At 38.3% G+C, this 19820-nt stretch carries 20 protein-coding genes; 3 read left to right on the forward strand and 17 right to left on the reverse strand.

The window, feature by feature from the left end:
• Positions 1-414 precede the first annotated feature (414 nt).
• The 4 genes from KI375_RS07490 to KI375_RS07505 form a co-directional block, all read right to left on the reverse strand.
• Positions 415-927 carry an adenine phosphoribosyltransferase gene (locus KI375_RS07490; protein ID WP_212972883.1) on the reverse strand — a complete coding sequence of 171 codons (513 nt, stop codon included), beginning with the start codon at positions 925-927 and terminating at the stop codon, positions 415-417.
• Entirely contained in the window at positions 918-3278 is a 2361-nt protein-coding gene (gene recJ / locus KI375_RS07495) for a single-stranded-DNA-specific exonuclease RecJ (protein ID WP_212972884.1), read from the reverse strand. Before recJ ends, KI375_RS07490 begins: the two co-directional genes overlap by 10 nt.
• Positions 3279-3497: 219 nt before the next feature.
• The gene (secDF, locus tag KI375_RS07500; RefSeq protein ID WP_212972885.1) at positions 3498-5768 is read right to left on the reverse strand and encodes a protein translocase subunit SecDF; all 2271 of its coding nucleotides are present in this window, start codon (positions 5766-5768) and stop codon (positions 3498-3500) included.
• Positions 5769-5899: 131 nt separating this feature from the next.
• Positions 5900-6223, reverse strand: a complete 324-nt coding sequence (locus KI375_RS07505; RefSeq protein WP_207451558.1) for a post-transcriptional regulator — start codon at positions 6221-6223, stop codon at positions 5900-5902.
• Positions 6224-6337: 114 nt separating this feature from the next.
• Here KI375_RS07505 and spoVB point away from each other — a divergent pair, with 114 nt between their 5' ends.
• A complete protein-coding gene (gene spoVB, locus KI375_RS07510) occupies positions 6338-7885 on the forward strand; it encodes a stage V sporulation protein B (protein WP_212972886.1) in 1548 nt (515 codons plus the stop codon).
• A 389-nt stretch (positions 7886-8274) separates the two neighbouring features.
• Here spoVB and KI375_RS07515 read toward each other — a convergent pair whose 3' ends face one another.
• A complete protein-coding gene (locus KI375_RS07515; protein ID WP_212972887.1) occupies positions 8275-8928 on the reverse strand; it encodes a DUF421 domain-containing protein in 654 nt (217 codons plus the stop codon).
• A 172-nt stretch (positions 8929-9100) separates the two neighbouring features.
• Here KI375_RS07515 and KI375_RS07520 point away from each other — a divergent pair, with 172 nt between their 5' ends.
• Positions 9101-9493, forward strand: a complete 393-nt coding sequence (locus tag KI375_RS07520) for a TIGR04086 family membrane protein (RefSeq protein WP_244852404.1) — start codon at positions 9101-9103, stop codon at positions 9491-9493.
• Between the two features lie 42 nt (positions 9494-9535).
• On the opposite strand, the gene yajC is transcribed toward KI375_RS07520, so the two are convergent.
• The 11 genes from yajC to safA all read right to left on the reverse strand — a co-directional run bounded on the left by yajC (position 9536) and on the right by safA (position 18498).
• Positions 9536-9814, reverse strand: a complete 279-nt coding sequence (gene yajC, locus KI375_RS07525) for a preprotein translocase subunit YajC (RefSeq protein WP_212972888.1) — start codon at positions 9812-9814, stop codon at positions 9536-9538.
• Positions 9815-9844: 30 nt separating this feature from the next.
• Positions 9845-10984, reverse strand: coding sequence for a tRNA guanosine(34) transglycosylase Tgt (gene tgt / locus KI375_RS07530; RefSeq protein WP_212972889.1), 1140 nt, complete (start codon positions 10982-10984; stop codon positions 9845-9847).
• 172 nt (positions 10985-11156) lie between these two features.
• Positions 11157-12185 carry a tRNA preQ1(34) S-adenosylmethionine ribosyltransferase-isomerase QueA gene (gene queA, locus KI375_RS07535; RefSeq protein WP_212972890.1) on the reverse strand — a complete coding sequence of 343 codons (1029 nt, stop codon included), beginning with the start codon at positions 12183-12185 and terminating at the stop codon, positions 11157-11159.
• A gap of 2 nt (positions 12186-12187) precedes the next feature.
• Positions 12188-12394 carry a DUF2905 domain-containing protein gene (locus KI375_RS07540; protein WP_212972891.1) on the reverse strand — a complete coding sequence of 69 codons (207 nt, stop codon included), beginning with the start codon at positions 12392-12394 and terminating at the stop codon, positions 12188-12190.
• Positions 12391-13392, reverse strand: coding sequence for a Holliday junction branch migration DNA helicase RuvB (ruvB, locus tag KI375_RS07545; protein ID WP_212972892.1), 1002 nt, complete (start codon positions 13390-13392; stop codon positions 12391-12393). Before ruvB ends, KI375_RS07540 begins: the two co-directional genes overlap by 4 nt.
• 223 nt (positions 13393-13615) lie before the next feature.
• Entirely contained in the window at positions 13616-14224 is a 609-nt protein-coding gene (ruvA, locus tag KI375_RS07550; RefSeq protein ID WP_212972893.1) for a Holliday junction branch migration protein RuvA, read from the reverse strand.
• A gap of 102 nt (positions 14225-14326) precedes the next feature.
• A complete protein-coding gene (locus tag KI375_RS07555) occupies positions 14327-14884 on the reverse strand; it encodes a BofC C-terminal domain-containing protein (protein WP_244852406.1) in 558 nt (185 codons plus the stop codon).
• Between the two features lie 203 nt (positions 14885-15087).
• On the reverse strand, positions 15088-15504 hold the full coding sequence (locus KI375_RS07560) for a hypothetical protein (RefSeq protein ID WP_212972894.1): 417 nt from the start codon (positions 15502-15504) through the stop codon (positions 15088-15090).
• A 176-nt stretch (positions 15505-15680) separates the two neighbouring features.
• The gene (locus KI375_RS07565; RefSeq protein ID WP_212972895.1) at positions 15681-16409 is read right to left on the reverse strand and encodes a YebC/PmpR family DNA-binding transcriptional regulator; all 729 of its coding nucleotides are present in this window, start codon (positions 16407-16409) and stop codon (positions 15681-15683) included.
• A gap of 78 nt (positions 16410-16487) precedes the next feature.
• Entirely contained in the window at positions 16488-17462 is a 975-nt protein-coding gene (locus tag KI375_RS07570; protein ID WP_212972896.1) for a phosphotransferase, read from the reverse strand.
• Positions 17455-18498, reverse strand: coding sequence for a SafA/ExsA family spore coat assembly protein (gene safA, locus KI375_RS27920; RefSeq protein WP_212972897.1), 1044 nt, complete (start codon positions 18496-18498; stop codon positions 17455-17457). The genes KI375_RS07570 and safA overlap by 8 nt, the downstream gene beginning before the upstream one ends.
• 186 nt (positions 18499-18684) lie before the next feature.
• Here safA and KI375_RS07580 point away from each other — a divergent pair, with 186 nt between their 5' ends.
• The gene (locus KI375_RS07580; RefSeq protein WP_212972898.1) at positions 18685-19239 is read left to right on the forward strand and encodes a transcription repressor NadR; all 555 of its coding nucleotides are present in this window, start codon (positions 18685-18687) and stop codon (positions 19237-19239) included.
• A 107-nt stretch (positions 19240-19346) separates the two neighbouring features.
• Here KI375_RS07580 and KI375_RS07585 read toward each other — a convergent pair whose 3' ends face one another.
• On the reverse strand, positions 19347-19817 hold the full coding sequence (locus KI375_RS07585; protein WP_212972899.1) for an ACT domain-containing protein: 471 nt from the start codon (positions 19815-19817) through the stop codon (positions 19347-19349).
• Between the last annotated feature and the right edge of the window lie 3 nt (positions 19818-19820).

A 19820-nucleotide genomic window follows, 5' to 3' on the forward strand; every position in this document is an offset into this window, starting at 1 on the left:
AAATGACACTGCGAATTTCTTCGTTGGCTTGCTTTTCCGCTACTCACGTATTAACTGCATACGTTCCGCTGCTCAAAGCTACGCCGCCTTGAACTTTCGACGTACAGGATGTACCAGTGTCGGTGTTGCTGACAGGACGTCAGCGTCTTTAACCGACTTGGTCCTTTTTATCCTCCTTTTTGAACACGCTCTACTATCTATATTATCGAATATTAAGACATTCTGGAATAAAATGACACTTTTTTTCAAAAGAATTTGATTACAGCCATTTTCATATAGACTAACTATCCGTATTAGATGAATAGCCGAGAGCTGTATGTTTTTGATACTCTGGTCTTAAAGAATAAGGAGGGCTGTCACAATGTTCCTCTTAGCTTGAGAGTAAGTTACATTGGACAGCCCTGACTATATGAATTAAAACGTCATTAATGAAAGTATATCATAACGATCAAGCTTTTCTCTTCCGTTCAAGTAGGAAAGCTCTATTAAGAAAGCGATTCCAACGACAATCCCGCCTAATTTTTCGACTAGTTCTATCGTTGCAAGAATGGTTCCGCCTGTAGCTAATAAATCATCTGTTATTAACACGCGTTGGCCTGGCTTAATGGCATCCTTATGGATGGTTAATATATCCTTCCCATATTCTTTGCCATAATCGGCTTTGATTGTTTCGCGTGGTAGCTTTCCATCTTTTCGAACAGGAGCAAATCCTAAGCTTAATGCATAGGACACAGGGCAACCAATAATAAAGCCCCGAGCTTCTGGGCCGACTATAACATCCACTTCTTTTTCTTTTGCATACTGAACAATTTGATCTGTTGCATAATGATAGGCTTCCCCATTATCCATTAAAGTTGTAATATCCTTAAATACTACCCCTTCTTGTGGCCAATCAGGTACGATCGTGATAAATTGTTTTAAATCCATGTGCTTACTTCCTCCTCTGCCAGCACCTTTTGTGCAAGCCTCTCATCAAACCATTTTTTTAGTTCATCATATGTGGAATAAGTAAATTCCCTTTCCACTTTTATTTGTTCTAACTTGATTTTGTATGTAGGTGAATCATCTAAATCCCTTTTTCCTTTTTGGGGATTTATTTTAATGAACCCATCCTTTATTGTAACAAAATCTAGTTCAAAAAACACTTTTGACATAAATAAAATGGTTTCTTTGGACCAGCCACGGTGAGTAGCTAGATCTTTTCCATATTTTTTCAGATCAAAGGTCCCTCTTTTTAATAGAAATGCATAATACCATTTAAAATGACTTCTCGTCGGTACAGTCGCAAAAAAGTGAGCTTCTTCTTGTAGAAAATGGGTATAGATCGCTGCCGGCATTTTATCTTTTACAAGCGCCTCTATCCATGAAATTTGTGACGGTAGGTCAAATAAGATGATATTTCTTCCATTTATATCTAAATGTTCGGCATCTTCTTTCTCTGTTATACATTTGCTTTCGAGATTAGCGCCATATGCCTTAAAATGCTTTTCTGAAAAAAAGATAAACAATCCTTCTTTTTCTTTTAAATAAGTCATCCAGTGTTCAAATTGGCGATTTCCCCGTAAATCAAATAGTTGCCATTCCTCAATCAAGACATCTTTCAAGAATATCTGCGGCTTCCTCTGATTATTCCATTCATTTATAGAGAGTTGCCCGATAACAGATGCCGTAGCTCCAAGTGAGAGATCTGGGGCAAGATGTCCCAGATGAAATCCAATCCCATCAAGAGATTGATCCTGCTGTGCTAGGGTCATACGCAAATGATTTTTGTTTGCACCGATTTTTTTAGTTGATGTAATCATTGCCTTTTCAATCAAGATTTGTGGTTTAGGATTCCCCATTCCATACGGAGCCAAGTGATTTAATTGGGCGATAGAATTAAGATCGATCTCTGTGAGTGAAATGGCTGCATCTACTTCTGTTATGGGTATTAAATCTTCCGTGTTCAATTGATCCTTAGCTGAATTGTTTAATCTTTGCCGCAGTGTATCAACATCATCAATTGCTAAAGACATTCCTGCTGCCATGGCATGCCCACCGAAATGAGGAAGGATGTCAGAACAAGTGGATAAATTATCAAAGAGATTAAAGCCTTGTATGCTTCTTGCAGATCCTTTCGCCATCCCCGTTTCTTCATCAAAACTTAGAATAATCGTTGGCCGGTAAAATTTCTCTACTAATCTAGAAGCCACAATCCCGATAACCCCTGCATTCCAACCTGTTTTTCCAATAACAAGGACTTTGTTTTCCGCAAGGTCGAAATGATCATGAACCATTTGAATCGCCTCATCAGCAATGGATGAGACAATATGCTTACGTTCATTATTCATCTGATCCACCTCTGCGGCTAGCATTTTTGCCTCTGAGGCATTATGGGTCTGTAACAGTTGAACAGCAGGACCGGCATGTTCTAGCCTGCCAGGAGCATTCAAACGCGGGCCAATCGTAAATCCAACTGTTTCTTCATTGATCTCAGAAATGGTATTCCCTGCTAATTCACATAACTCTTGTAAGCCAAGACGCGGGGTATTCGCTAATTTCTTTAAACCTTTTTTGACAAGTGTGCGATTCTCCCCATAAAGAGGGACCAAATCCGCAATCGTTCCAATTGCTACTAGATCAAGTAAATCTTCTGGAATATCTCCATTTAAAGCATGTGCTAACTTAAAAGCAACCCCCACTCCAGCTAAGTTTGCATATGGATATGTAGAGCCTGGAATGTTTGGATGGATAATCGAAAAGGCTTCTGGGAGCTCTTCCCCAGCTTCATGGTGATCTGTAATAATTAAATCAATGCCTAATTCTTTTGCCTGCCTCGCTTCATCTAAGGCGGCAATGCCAGTATCGACTGTAATGATTAATTGTATCCCATCTTCGGATGCTTTCTGAAAAGCTTCCTTGTTTGGTCCATATCCTTCTGAAAAACGATTGGGTATATAATAAGTAACATTGGCTCCCATTTTTGATAAAGTTTCTAACAGAACGGTTGTACTTGTAACACCATCGGCATCATAATCGCCGAATATCAAGATTGGCTGCTGTTCATGAATGGCTAGTTGGATTCGTTCAACTGTTTTGTCCATATCTGAAAAAAGAAAAGGATCATATAGCTCTTCTCTTTCTGCATACATAAAAGATTGTGCTTCTTCTTTCGTAGATATTCCTCGATTCACTAACAAGGTTGCTACAAGAGGAGCAATATCGAGTTGTTGTGATAATTCATTGGTTAGCTGCTGATTCGTTTCCCGCACGATCCAGCGACTACTTGGCTGTAACATCTTTTCACTCCTTTAAAAATTGGATCTTTCTTCATTTGATTGGTTTATACGGACTAAGAAGAACGAAGACATTATGTAAATGAGGATTATTCATTAATTTCCGTTTTTCCTATCTAGAATAAGTGGACTTGGATTAATAGGTAAAACCGCAGTATCCTGCGGTTTCACCTTGGCTATCAACGTTTCTTATGCAAAAAATCGATACACATGATTTACTTTTTATACTTGTGGCTCATCTGTCCATTTCTTTTTCTCTTTGACCGTGTCGATTGGCCCTTTCTTCTTTAACTCTCTTACTTTCATATCATACCATAGTTGGGCTGAAATAAAGATGGACGAATAGGTTCCTGCAAGTAACCCTACTAATAAAGCAAAGGAGAAGTTACGGATCGACTCACTCCCTAGGATTAATAAAGCAACAACTGTTACAATAACCGTTAATACTGTATTAATCGAGCGTGTCAATGTTTGCCGTAAACCCTGATTCACGACCATCGCAATATCTTCTTTCGTTTTCAAACGGCGTTTTGCTGTCATGTTCTCCCTTATCCTGTCAAAAGTAACAATTGTATCATTAATTGAGTAACCAACAATCGTTAATACGGCGGCAATAAAGGTTAAATCAACTTCCAACCGGGTCAAACTAAATACCGCGACAATAAAGAATGCGTCATGAAGTAGCCCTATTATAGACGTAAAGCCCATTGCGAACTCAAAACGGAAGGACACATAAATTACAATACCAATCGCTGCAAAGAGCAATGCAAAGAAAGCATTCTTGATTAGTTCTTTCCCTACTTGTGGGGAAACTGTACTTATATTTGGTTCTTTCCCATACTTGTCATTAAAGTATGTTTTTAATTGAGCGACTTCTTCATGATCCAATACTTCATCTTTGAAACGCGCAACCCCAATCTCATTGTTATTACCAGCCAATACGATATCTTGCGTATCGATGCCAAACTCTTTCAAATCAGAACTAACTTCTTCAGTAGTGATAGGCTTTCCTGCATCAATTTCAACCCTTGTCCCACTTGAGAAATCAATTCCTAAATTCAAGCGGAAGACTGCTAAAACAATAATTCCACCAACAATTAAAATCGATGAAAACATATAAAATTTCTTTCGATGTTTAACAAAATCAAAGCGATCAAATGGTGTTGCCAAATCATGTGTTGTTTTATTTTCGGTTAATTTGAAAATAGCTCCACGTTTCACACCAAACCAGCCTGGTTTCTCTTTAAAAAAGCGACTATCGATTAATAGGCTTAGCAACCATCTCGAACCAAAAACAGCTGTAAAGAAACTCATTAAGATGCTGACAATTAACATCGTTGCAAAGCCCTTAACAGAACTGTTTCCAAAATAGAATAAAACGCCCGCAGCAATTAATGTAGTAATATTAGCATCTAAAATAGCTGTAAAGGATGACTTACTTCCCGCTTTAAAAGCTGATGAAATCGTTCTTCCCACTTTTAATTCTTCTTTAATCCGTTCATATGTCAGAATATTCGCATCAACTGCCATCCCGACTCCCAGTATCAATGCAGCAATTCCAGGAAGGGTTAATACAGCTCCCATTAAATCAAACACCAGCAGTATTAAATAGATATAAATGGAGAGTGTCACGGTTGCAACTAGACCAGGTAGGCGATAATAAGCAATCATAAAGATAAAAATAAGCAAAACACCTAAAATACCTGCATTCACCGTTTTACTTAAAGCCTGTTCTCCAAACGAAGCTCCGACTGAAGTAGAATAAACCTCTTTCAATTTTACAGGTAATGCTCCTGCATTTAAAAGATTGGCTAAATCTTTTGCTTCTTGTGTTGTGAAATTCCCCTCAATTGATACACTTGTATCATTAAAAACTTGCCTTACATACGGGTCGGAGAGCAACTTAGAACTGCCAGTTTTAGACGCTTCTTTGTAAGAGTCCACACCTTCTTCAAAATCCAGCCAAATTGCTAGAACATTATTCGGTGCCATATCAACAATATCTTGTGTAACATCACGAAACTTTTTCCGATCCTTCATTTCAACTAGAACAATTGGCTCATTCGTGTTTGCTTTAAACGACTGTTCAGCCGCACCTTCTACTAAATCTGTTCCATCTAATTTAACCTCGTCATTAACATCTCTAAAGGTTAAAACAGCTTGCGTACCGAGTGTTTCTCTTGCCTGGTCTTGGTCTTCAACCCCTGGCAATTGTACACGAATCCGGTCCGTTCCTTCTATTTGAATATTGGGTTCACTTACGCCCAAAACATTAATCCGTTTATTTAATGCTTCTGTCGTATGTATAAGAGTATCGTTATCTATTTTTTGATCTGCATTAACAGCTTCTACTTCATATAAGACTTCGAAGCCTCCTTGCAAATCAAGGCCTAAATTTATATTTTTTAAAATCGCATTTGTTGTTGACCCACCTAAACCCGCAAATAACAGGATAATTAGGAAAAAAACAACAATTCTACTTCTTTTTACCATTATTGATAAATCCTCCTCGCCATAATGAACACAAAAACCTATATGTAAACTCTCAGAATGAAGTCAATATGATTATTATGAATCAGTAAAAAAAAGCTGTCAATCATTTCTGTATGTATTTCATCGCTTATTTAATCGACTTTATCTTTAGTATGGAGCAATTCTTCTAATTCATTAGAATCTAAATCCGAGAATAAATCTGGAGATTTATAGGCCTCAACGGTCGCAAAATTCATATAATCCCCTATTTTCACCGAAAGAACATCTGAGACTAATTCATACATTCTAATACCTTCTTTATATTTTTTCCATTTCTTCTGTATAAGAAACGTCCATAAATCCCTTTTCTCAATAGTCCCATAGCCTAAAACAGTAAATTCTTCGATTTTACTTTGTAATGCAAGGTCAAGTATATGAAAGTAAGAATCATAAGGATGTTCTTGTTTTGCGTTCATCGTCTCCGCCCCCGTTTTATTAAATGTTCACAGATAACTTGTCATGCTTTGTCCACCTATTAGCATATACTCATTGTAATCCAATGGAACAGTTTTGAGAAGGCAGGGAAGGAAATGAATAAATTTTTAAAAGGAACAATCATCTTAATGGCTGCAGGACTTATCACAAAACTTCTTGGTTTTATAAACAGGATTGTGATTGCTCGTATGATTGGAGCAGAAGGGGTCGGATTATTTATGATGTCTTATCCTACCCTTATTCTTGTTATTACCATTACACAAATGGGGCTGCCTGTTGCCATTTCAAAAGCTGTTGCAGAAGCGGAAGCCAAAGGGGATCGAAAGAAAACGAAAAAGGTATTAGCAGTTTCTTTAGCTGTAACTGGGACATTATCACTCATTTTCACACCCACTTTAATGTTGATTTCACCGCTCTTATCCCAGACCTTATTCACAGACCCGAGAACACTGTATCCATTGATGGCCATTACCCCGATTATCCCGATTGTCGCTGTTTCATCGGTTATTCGTGGCTATTTCCAAGGAAAACAGAATATGAAGCCCTCGGCGATTGCTCAAGTATTAGAGCAAGTTGTCAGAATCTCTTTAATCGCCGTTCTGGCAAAACAATTTCTGCCAATGGGGATTGAATATGCGGCTGCGGCAGCAATGGGCGCATCCGTTATTGGTGAACTAGCTTCGTTTATTTACTTATTTATTATGTTTAAAGCAAAGAAAAAATTTAGAGTTCGTAAAAGGTTTTTTCAATCTGTGCATGATGGAAAGAAAACATTAGGAGAACTTATGCATGTAGCCTTGCCGACAACCGGTGGGAGATTGATTGGATCGGTTACCTGGTTTCTAGAACCGATTGTTGTCTCACAGAGCCTGCTCTTAGCTGGAATAGCAGCCGGGATAGCGACAAAGCAATATGGGCTTTTAACGGGGTATGCTTTACCTTTATTATCCCTCCCCTCTTTCTTTACACATTCATTATCCACCTCTCTAGTACCAGCTATTAGTGAGGCCAATGCCAATAGAAACCAATTGATGGTAGAATACCGCTTTCAGCAATCTTTACGTTTCGTCTTAATGGCTGGCTGTTTATCGACGGTGATTTTATATGTGTTTGCTGAACCCTTGATGAAATGGTTTTACGGGAGTTCCGATGGTTATGAGTTCATTCAATTTCTGGCTCCATTCTTTTTATTCACCTATTTCCAAGGGCCATTCGGTGCCATATTACAAGCGCTAAATTTAGCTAGTGCAGCGATGATCAATAGTCTTATCGGTTCAGTTTTAAAAATACTCGTTATCTTTGTATTTGCTTCACAACCGGCATTTGGTATAAATGGCGTCGCTCTAGGGATGGCCGCAGGAACAGTACTCGTCACACTTTTACATTTTGCGACCGTACTGAAAAAAATACAATTCACTGTCTATTTAGGTATGTATACAAAATTTATTTTGGCCACCTTATTATCCGGGATTTCGGGTATTCTTTATATGCAATATGTGCTTGAACAATACCCTACTCTCCCTTTCTTGGCCATTGGGATTGTGCTCGTCACTTTCATCTATCTGATATTTATATTTTGTTTTAAATTATTAACAAGAAACGACCTCATTCGCTTGCCTTGGTTTAATCGGATTCTTAGATAACAAGAAAAGCGCAAGGCGCCCGCTACCTTCGACAAGCAAATGTTCTGAGACAAAGAAAGGCGTTCTTTGCCTTTCATTGGCTCAGGTTATTATGCAGAACATCGGCTAAGTTCGCGCCGTCCTGGCGCAACGCCGATGGACTCGCTCCTGCGAGCCTCGAGCCGATGGCGCCTGGAGCTAGACACCAACCACAAGGTAAACAGTTATCCACAAGCGACAATTTTATAGTTTCCTTAATAAGAACAAAAGCGCAAGCGCCTTGATCAAGGAAGAAATGCTAAGTTCTTGCCGTCCTGGCGGCAGACTAAACAGTGTCGTCATGTCGCTTCGTCTGCATCCCTACCATAAAGCCGATCCTCCTGTAAGAGTGAGACTTTTTAACGACGTTGTCATGATTTTAAATCATCGTAATCAATAAAAAACTTTCCGTCCTGAAAACTGCAAAAGGAAATTTGCTCAATATCTTGATGACCGCGTCGTTCTAATTCTTTTCTTAACCAAGATTCATCTTTATTTACCTCATCTAAATGTTCTGTTTGAATTTTTCCATTCAAAATAAGTGGAATTGTGTAAGAACCTGTCTTAGTCTTTTTATCTTTTTTAATGACCGAAAGTTCGCCCGAAGTCTCAAGTATAGCAAATTCAACATCGCCAATATTTGTAATATCTTTTTGCCGCAACTGCATAAGCAAGTCGTCAAAATTATAGCGGATCTTTTTCATTTCTTTCTCATCCACTTTTCCTTTATTGATGATTAATGTAGGTTTACCATCCATTAATCGTCTGAATTTACGGCTTTTTAAGGAAATAACAGCTAATCCTAATTGAATCAACATAAGTGTGACCATTGGAATAATAGTATGTGCTAAAGGGTCCTCATGTTGCTCGATCGCAATAACCGCCATTTCCCCCATCATAATAAATACAACAAGATCTAAAACACTTAGCTCACCAATTTCTCGCTTACCCATCAATCTAAAAATAATAAATATGACCGCATATAATATAAGCACTCGCCCAATAATCACAAAAACGTTTTCCATATCACTATCCTCCCTTTTTTATCAGCATTTTTAGTATGTGAGGAAAAAACATAATTATGAAAGAATCTTCTTTTTATGAATCCTATTAAAAAAGAGAGACAAGTACTTCTAAAAAACTCTTTTGTGAATATGCTTGTACAGAGGGATATACGTTGTTGGTAGAAGGGAGAGATTGGGAATCGAAATGAAAAACTTTGCTGTTTCAATTATTTATGGATTAATGACCATCCTAGTTTTTGCAGTACTATCCAGTCTTATTTTTTCACTCATTTTGTATTTTAGTAATACACAAGAACAATCTGTAAGCCTATTAATTACAATCATTTCATTTTTCGCTGTATTTTTCGGTGGTTTTATAAGTGGAGGAAAACGAAAACAAAAAGGTTGGGTCATTGGAGGAGCCACAGGGATATTATACTCGCTTATCCTTTTATCTTACCAATTTTTAGGACATAGCTCTTTATTCTCCTTAGAACAATTGATTTATCACATTTGTTATATTTTAACAGCTACAATGGGAGGGGTTCTCGGGGTAAATATTTTATCCAATTCAGATCATAAATAAAGAAAAAAGAAGCTGTCATTGAGCAGCTTCTTTTTACAAGATTTAGGATTGTACACTATTATTTGATTCTAACACTTCACGGACCGCATTACGATCGTATGTAAGTTTACTGCCATCGCCACATTTAATTACAATAGTTCCTTCATCCAATGCTTCGATTCGACCATGTAAGCCGCCAATCGTGACAATTTTATCTCCTTTTTGTAGGCTGCTTTGCATTGAATTCACAGCCTTTTGACGCTTTTGATTTGGCCGGATCAATAAGAAGTAAAACAAGATGATCATAATAATAAAAGGTGATAAACCGATTAATTGTTCCATAAAAACCCTCCTTTTCTTATAAAATCTATATTAGAAATTTTTCGCGTCTGGAGAATTAAATCCATAACGCTCAAAAAAATCTTTTCTGAAGTCACCTAGGCGATCTTCTCTTATCGCTTGTCGGACCTGCTCCATCAATTTTAACAGAAAATGCAAGTTATGGTAAGTCGTAAGTCTTATTCCAAACGTTTCGTCACATTTTATTAAATGGCGAATATAGGCTCTGCTATAATTCCTACACGTATAGCAATCGCAATTTTCATCGATTGGATTAAAATCACGGGCATAAGCTGCATTTTTTACGACTAAGCGACCATTCGAAGTCATCAAAGTTCCATTTCTAGCAATTCTTGTTGGCAATACACAATCAAACATATCAATTCCTCGAATACTTCCATCAATTAATGAATCCGGGGAGCCAACGCCCATAAGATAACGCGGTTTGTTACTAGGTAATAATGGAGTGGTAAACTCTAACATTCGATTCATAATATCCTTTGGTTCACCAACGGATAAACCACCAACGGCATAACCGGGAAAATCGAGGGATGCTAAATCACGAGCACTCTGTTTCCGAAGGTCTTCAAATTCTCCGCCTTGGACAATTCCAAAAAGTCCTTGATCTTCTGTTCGATTATGAGCGCTTAAGCATCTCTCTGCCCAGCGAGAAGTTCGTTCAACTGATTTCTTCATATAATCATGAGTAGCAGGATATGGTGGACATTCATCAAATGCCATCATAATGTCTGAGCCAAGGGCATTTTGAATTTCCATTGATTTTTCCGGAGAAAGAAACAGTTTGTCCCCATTTAAATGATTGCGAAAATGGACACCCTCCTCCTCAATCCTTCTAAACTCACTTAAAGAAAAGACTTGAAATCCACCTGAATCTGTTAAGATCGCTTGATCCCAATTCATAAAAGAATGAAGACCACCTGCTTCTTTTATAAGTTCATGACCAGGCCGGAGCCAAAGATGATAAGTATTACTTAATATCACACCTGCCCCCATTTTTTTTAATTCTTCAGGTGACATCGTCTTAACTGTTGCAAGTGTTCCTACAGGCATAAACATAGGGGTCTCATATGATCCATGAGGGGTATGTAAGACCCCTAGTCTTGCTCCTGTTTGTTTACATGTTTTTATTAATTCATAAGTGATCGCGCTCAAGCTTTCCAATCCTTTCTCTTTCTATGAGGATGTTCAAAAAGTCCGGTAAAAATGACTCTGCAGGATATATGCTCTTCTACTAAGTGCCGACACATCCTGTGTCGAACGTTGACGTCAGTGCTTTTAACCGACTTGGTCCTTTTTATTCTCCTATTTGAACATGCACTCAAACTTAAATCAACAACATGGCATCTCCAAAGCTAAAAAAACGATATCTTTCTCTTACTGCTTCTTCATACGCATGAAGGACCTGCTCACGACCAGCTAGAGCACTCACAAGCATAATAAGAGTCGATTTTGGCAAATGGAAATTTGTGATCATTCCATCAATAGCTTTAAATTCATAACCAGGGTAAATGAAAATATCCGTCCACCCATTCCCCTTTGTAAAATGACCGTTATGAGCAGATGCAATGGTTTCAAGGGTTCTTGTAGAAGTCGTACCAACCGAAATAATTCTTCCCCCTTGTTTTCTTGTCTGGTTCAACAAAGCCGCGGTCTCTTCCGACATTCGATAAAACTCTGAATGCATGTCATGTTCCTCAATATCATCAACATTAACCGGTCTAAATGTCCCTAATCCAACGTGAAGGGTAATATAGGCAATATGTATCCCTTTTTCGCGTATTTCCTCAAGAAGATCTTCAGTAAAATGCAATCCAGCTGTGGGAGCTGCTGCCGATCCTCGTTCCCTTGCATAAACAGTTTGATAACGGTCTTGATCGTCAAGTTGCGTTTTAATATAGGGGGGAAGCGGCATTTTACCAAGTTGATCGAGCACTTCATAAAAAATTCCATCATATTGAAATTCAAGAATACGGCCGCCATGCTCTAATTCATCTTGGCAGACAGCTTTTAGCTGACCATCCCCAAATGTTATTGTCATGCCTTTTTTCAAGCGCTTAGCAGGCTTTACTAATGTTTCCCATTGATCCCCATTTAATTGTTTTAACAATAATACTTCAACCTTCGCACCTGTTTCAACCTTTAAACCAAATAATCTCGCAGGGAGCACCTTAGTATCGTTTAAAACTAAACAATCACCTTTGCGTAAAAAGCTTATTAGGTTATGAAAAGTCTCGTGTGTGACCTTTCCTGTTTGCTTATCCAAAATCATCAAACGACTGGAGGATCGGTCTTCCAGTGGGACTTGTGCGATTAATTCTTCCGGTAATTCAAAATCAAATTGATCCAATTTCACAACTATCTAAACCTCCCAATCAAATACAGAACCACTGTTAATATTACACTTAGGAGTATGGATGTTACAACTGGAAAGTAAAATGTGAAATTTTCTTTCTTTACAATTATGTCTCCAGGCAGTTTACCTATTTTTACAAATTGCGCAATAAAGCCGACCGCAAAAATAATTCCTCCTATGATCATGAGAGCTTTTGCCGTCCCATTCACTGTTCCGGCACCTCTAAATGAAAATGTTCGTACACAAGCTCTGTCACCATTCTTCCTCTTGGTGTCCTTTGCAGAAAGCCGATCTGCATTAAATAAGGTTCATAGACATCTTCTATAGTCATCGCTTCTTCCCCGATGCTCGCGGCGATAGTACTTAATCCAACCGGTCCTCCTCGAAACTTATCAATCATCCCTTTTAAAAGCTTATGATCAATATTATCAAGACCTAAACGATCGACCTGTAATAACTCTAAGGCTTGATCTGCAAGTTGTTGAGTGATCACTCCATCTCCCCTCACTTGCGCAAAATCACGAACCCTTCTCAATAATCGATTTGCAATCCTTGGCGTTCCACGTGAGCGCCGAGCAATTTCAATTGCACCTTGCCCCTCAATCTCTGTTTCTAATATTTCCGCTGTACGATGGATAATATTTGTTAATTGATCTTCAGTATAATATTCTAAACGACTTAATACCCCAAAACGATCGCGTAAGGGTGCTGAGACAGAACCAGCTCTTGTGGTTGCCCCTACAAGCGTAAAAGGTGGAAGATCAAGGCGAACAGATCGAGATTCTGGCCCTTTTCCGATGACAATATCTAAACAATAGTCTTCCATTGCGGGATATAACACTTCTTCAATTGCTCTAGGCAAACGATGAATTTCATCGATAAATAATACTTCTCCTGGTTCAAGAGACGTTAAGATAGCTGCTAAATCACCAGGTCTTTCAATAGCAGGTCCAGAAGTTGTCCGCACATTGACGCCCATTTCATTAGCAATCACAACAGCTAGAGTCGTCTTCCCAAGTCCTGGCGGCCCATAGAGAAGCACATGATCTAATGTTTCTTTTCTTAATTTTGCTGCTTCAATAAAAACAGCTAAATTTTTCTTTACTTCATTTTGTCCGATATACTGGGATAAAGTTTGTGGACGGAGACTCTGTTCAAAAGAAAGATCATTTACTATTGCTTCGCTAGATAATACTCGTTCTTCCATCCCATCTCTTCCTTTCTAATGAATGTTCAAAAAGAAGGATAAAAAGGACCAAGTCGGTGACTACGCTGACAACGCCGACATTAGTACATCCTTCCTGTATGTCGAAAATTCAAGGCGGACTTGCACTGACCTCGACGTTCGACACATGATGTACCGATACTTAGTCGAAGATCATATATCCTGCAGTGTCATTTTCACCGGACTTTTTGAATATCCTCATCTATCAAATCATCAATAATTGTAAAGCCTGTTTAATATACTGATCTGTTGTTAAGTCCTTCCCCTGTAATTTTGGTTCGACCTTTTTTAATTCACGTTCGGAGTAGCCAAGTGAGCCCAATGCTAATAATGCTTCTTTCAACTCATCTTCAGCATCATCTACTACAGTCTCTTCTTTTTGAACAGTCGCAGCCACTTCAGGTAAAGTCACAACATCTTGTAATTTTCCTTTTAAATCAAGGATCATTTGCCTCGCTGTTTTCTTTCCTACACCAGGAAATTTAACAAGAAACTTCTCATCTTCATTTTCAATTGCCTGGATCACCTGTGCCGGTTCTCCATAAGCCAAAATGGCCAAAGCTCCTTTTGGGCCAATCCCTGAGACATTCAAAAGCTTCTTAAATAGGATCTTTTCTTCAAATGTCGTAAAACCATATAAGGCGATAAGATCTTCTCTAACATGTTGATATGTATAAACAATCGTTTCAACATCCTGATTCTTTGAAAAAACAAATGGATTAGGCGTTAAAATTTGGTAGCCGATCCCATTGTTTTCTAACACAATATACTCAGGTCCAATGTGTTCAATTATCCCTTTTATATACTCGTACACTAGTTTCTCTCCTCTTTCATACTAACCTTTATTGTAACATAAAACTGTCCATTAATGAGGGATAAAATTCCTTCTGTTACTGCAAACTTAAAGCCTGACTCCCTAAAAAGTCAGGCTTTTCTTTTCAGTTGAATACTGTTTCATTGTTTCTAATACTTCTGTAAAGGTCTCTTTTGTTTGGATCGGGATTCCCTTCTTAAGCTCTTCTCTTTTATTCCCCTCTAATTTTTTCATATCAATTTGAAAAAAGGAATGGATAATATCTTCTTGATCAGGGCTGCCATTAAAAATCGATAAGGTACCGTCCTCTTGCAGACCAAAGAAGCCATTGACTTTTAATAAGGGGGAGATATCATTTACTTCCCTTTCAAAAGTAACTCGTTTTTCATCTATATCAATTAGCTGCCATTTTTCATATTTAGACCAAAAATCTTCTAGTGCCCATATGGTTTCGCTTACTATTTCTTCACTTATGTCGCCATCTAAATATTTCCTTTTTAGCAAAACCTCAATCTCAAGCGGACTTTCAGGAATGTAAACTGGCTCTTCCTCAGATGTTGATTGTGCTTGAGCCCTCTGCATAGCTAATGATGGCTGATTCGCTAAACTCACTACTACTAAGATCATAAATGAAATAAGCAATTTTCCCGTAAGTTTCATACGGATCACCTCTTTGCCTATAAATTTAATTCTTAGAATCTATATTGCCCATAAAATAACATTCATATCCAAATTTTTATTTTGACTCTTTTCATATTCCCACGCAGGAATCTGAATTCCCAAATAATTGAACTGTAAAATGGAGAGAGTTGCTTCTGGGTTGCATGTATTCATTGCGATAGCACATCAGTCCATGGCTAGGTCTATGGTTTAAAGTTTAATAATGCCATTAAATTTGCTGTATTGCCCTCAAATGTGAAGAAATATGGTTTATTTTCCCCATCAAACATCATTAAATATGGACTTTCTTGACCAGTAAAAATAATAATTACCTCATCTACAAGATCATCAAACCATTGGTTTTTCATCATAATATTAGGCTCCAAAGGAATTCTCATCATCCACCCTTTATTTGGAATCGGGTTGTGATGAACATATACACCTGTTATGCCTTCAAGTAATTTCCCTACTTCTTCTTGTATATCTGTGTCTTTTTGTACATATTTTATAACCTTACCTTGCTGTATATCGAATATTTCTATTTGCAGGTTAGTTTGCGCCATAGCGTTTGTTGCAATAAAATGAAAAGCAAAGATATAAACCAGAATCTTTTTTAGCATTTGGACACCTCGATGATATTGTTCCCCAAAAATAGAGCAGTATTTATAAGTCATGATTGGGGCTATCCTTAAAGTAGAAAAGTGTCCAAGCCGCAGACCTTCATTCGGATTTCAATCCTAATATTAAATAAACCAGTGAGGATAAAAAAATCCCCACTGGTTGAAATTTCACCTTATCATTCATTTGCAAAATTATGATACACTTCCTGTACATCGTCATCATCTTCCAGCACATCTAACAATTTTTGCATTTTCTCCGCTTGTTCACCCTCAAGTTGCGTATAGGTTTGTGGCACCATTGTGATTTCAGCAGTGGCAAACGTAAAGCCTTGGTTTTCTAGAGTTTCTTTTACCTCTATGAAGCTTTCAGGATCTGTATAAATTTCAAAAGCTTCTTCGCTTGTTTCCATTTCCTCGCCACCAGCTTCAATGACTGATAAAAGCATATCATCTTCGACTATATTTATATCTTGACGATCTATAGCTAAATATCCCTTCCGATCAAACATATAAGCGACACAGCCTGTTTCACCAAGATTCCCGCCATTTTTATTGAATGCCACTCTCACATTTGTCGCCGTTCGATTTTTATTATCGGTTAAACACATCACCATCACAGCTGAACCACTTGGGCCATATCCCTCATAGATAATCTCTTCATAATGTTCCGTATCTTTGTTCCCAGCTGCCTTGTCAATCGCCCGCCCGATATTATCATTAGGCATATTTTCTGCCTTTGCTTTCTCCACCACAAGTCGCAAGGAAGGATTTGTACCTGGATCAGGACCACCCAATTTCGCGGCCACATAGATTTCCTTGGCTAACTTTTGAAATACTTTTCCCCGTTTGGCATCTTGTGCATTTTTCCTATTTTGAATATTTTTCCATTTTGAATGTCCTGCCATGTTAAACTCCCCTCTCCCATGACTTCATTTCCTTAACTATATCGAAAGTTGGAATAACGAGCAATCTTTCCACACATATTATAAAGATTCAACTTTCTTCATGATCTCCTTATTAAATTTCATTCTTTGCTTAAATTGTTTAAGTAATAGAGTCTCCATCATTGGCCATCTTCTTTTTTGCTCAAGTGAATGACTCCGTGTAAAATGCAGCCACTCTCTAAAAATATCTGTTGGGTACACAAGGGCTGTTATAAATGCTGCTTTTGTTTTGAATGGCTGGATAGGCTGAAATGAAAATAAACGTTCAACCTCCCAATTCAGATGGGGGAGAATCCGATTAGAAAGCTGCAAATAATCAATATGTGCTGGTGCTAAAGCAATTAAATCAAAATCAATTAGCCATAACCGATTTTTTTTATCACGAATAAAATTATGACTAGCGACATCGCCATGTATAATACAACGGGGTTCTTCCGTGAAAAAGGAAGCCTGCTTTTGCATTTTATCAAGAGCCCAATCGCCGAGATCTGCAAAATAACTTAACTGAGAACGGAGCGGATGCTGGGTATATAGAGAAAGTGTCTGCCTAAAGTCGGTTAATCTTTTTTTCCATTTATTTATTTGTTCAAAAACAGGCATTTGCTCTCTTACGGTATTGGATATAGTGCTGGTTGCATGATGATATGCTTGCAGTAATAAGAAAACATCCTTAATATCAGGTCTATGCTGATAATTAATGTTCCCCCCTGCCCCAGCTTCGATAAATTGGATGAGCCCAAAAACTCTATCGCTTAGTATAATTGGTTTCGGGTGGATGGAATAGGTCTGGGTAAAGCCATTCTTCTTTAATTCTTCTGTAAAAGATACTTGTCTTGCAAAAAGGGACAATGTAGAAAATTCTTTCAAAATCCAATGTTGATTTTTTGTACTAGCTTGCCATACCATTTTTTTTATTGGTTTGATTCGAACAAAAGGAAGTTCAAAATTCTCCCTTAATAAAAGAAGGAGACGGCGTTGTATCCCGTCTCTTTCTTCTGAAAAATTATTATTCATTTCCTTCCCCTTGATTGGGTCGAACAGGCATAGCGTAAGTGGGCGGTATCGCTGTTCCTACAGGTGGATATCCTCGATACATTTGCCCCTGCATAGGCATTGGCTGCCCTTGCATGCCATAGGGTTGTGGATGGAACTGAGGTATTTGATTTCCACACCCACAATCCCCCCCTGCTTGATTCATATAATTAGTTTGTGGTGGCATCGGTTGCTGGAAGCCAGCCATTTGCATACCAGGGTGGTGGTAAGGTTGAGCCATACCATGCATCATCCCCATATGCTGATTATCGGAAGAACTTTCCATTTGATGCTGTGTCCCACCATAATATGGTTGTTGCATTCCTACATAGTCATCCGAAGATTCATCCACTTCCCATTGCATTTGCGGGCCATAACCAGGCATCTGCATGTGAGGTTGATAAGGCATCATCGGAGCCCCTGTCATCATCCCTTGTACTTGTGGCATCATATATCCTTGATATGGCTGCGGTTGTGGGTACGGGTAACAAGGATCAAAACACGGTTGTGGCATCGGATAGCACCCATACATAGGTTGCTGAACTGGCATTTCCTGTATAGGAGATTCCTCTTCATGTTGTACAGGCTTTTCCTTTGGAGGCACCGGTTGTTGCATCTGTTGACTCTGCATTTGTTGCATATTCATCGTATAATAATTGTTAATATCAATTTCTGGTAATGGCTGTGGTTGAGGCATTACCGGTTGATAGATATACTGCGGTTTTTCTTTTTTTGGCTTTTCCTTCGGTGGCTTCGCAACGGGCATCGGTGCTTCTTTTTTAGGCGAAAAAGGGTGTTCTGCCTTAGGCATTTCCTTTTGTCCCGATGGCTGGTGATGAACCGGTTTCTCCTTCGCCCCTCCACCTGAATGACCAGGAACTTTAATTTTCATTCCCGGCATAATCATTTCTGGATTGGACAATTGTGCATTTAACTTTTTTAGTTCATCAAAATTCACACCATACTTTTGGGCAATATTCCATAATGTTTCTCCTTTTTGTACAATATGGATCTTCACAAATTTTCCCTCCTCAAGCTCAGTCTATATAGTGTATGAATGATTGGGCAAAATGCTAATAATCTTCATCAAAACTTATGAGATTGGGCGGTTATTTATGACAAATCCAGTTTGTCCTTGCTAAATAATGATGAAGAAGCGAAGAATATGATAAGATAGGCTTAGATTATGGAATGGAGGGATTGAATGAAGAAGGAAGGAAGAAAAATTCTTGGAGAAGAGAGAAGAGAAACATTACTTTCCTTATTAAAAGAAAAGAATGCTCCCATTACAGGAAGTGAGTTAGCCGAAAAAACTGGGGTCAGTAGACAAGTTATCGTTGGAGATATAAATTTATTGAAGGCACGGAATATCCCTATTATTGCTACAAGTCAAGGCTATTTGTATATGCGCTCCCCTCAGGAAAATCTCCTTATTGAAAAAACCATCGTTTGCTTACACACACGTAGCCAAACAGAAGAGGAACTGAATATTTTAGTCGATCACGGCATCACAGTAAAGACTGTGGCTGTCGAACATCCCATTTATGGAGATCTTACTGCCTCTCTTATGGTCTCTAATCGAAAAGAAGTGGAACATTTCCTCAATAAAGTAAAATTAACGAATTCCTCCCTTTTGGCGGATCTCACATCAGGTATTCACTTACATACGATAGCAGCGCCTAGTAAGGAAGCTATCGAAAAAGCGGAAAAAGAATTAAAAGCCACAGGGATACTAGTCGATGAAAATGAAACACCTTAACCAGACCATGATTCTGGATAAGGTGTTTCTTTTACAACATTCTAATTCATCTTTTCCGCTGAATATTCAACTAAATGACATTTAGTTGAATATTCCTTCTGATGTGATTACCCACCTGAGCTCAATACATCAACTCGATCAACAAATTCCAGTCGATTCAGTTCGGCAAGGAGATCATCAATTTCATCATTCATATTCGCGATATCCAGTGACAGAGTTACATTTGCTCGTCCTTGTAAAGGAATCGTTTGATGTATGGTTAATACGTTGCAAGCATGCTTGGCAACAATTGCTAATAAAGTAGAAAGAGACCCTGGCCGATCTTCAAGATAAAAGAACAACGAAATAATTTTCTCTTTTACAACCCTGTGAAAAGGTAAAACTGTGTCTCGATATTTATAAAACGCACTACGACTTAAATCAACTTGTTGGACAGCATCCCAAATAGAAACGGACTTTTTCCGCTCAATTAACTCTTTTGCTTCCAATGTCTTTTTCATTGCTTCGGGTAGAACATCTTCTCGCACCAGATAAAACTTTTTTTGATATTCTTTCTCTCCCAATATCCTCTCCCCCATTCA

The organism is Bacillus sp. J14TS2 (assembly GCF_018333015.1).
Classification (GTDB): domain Bacteria; phylum Bacillota; class Bacilli; order Bacillales; family Bacillaceae_C; genus Lederbergia.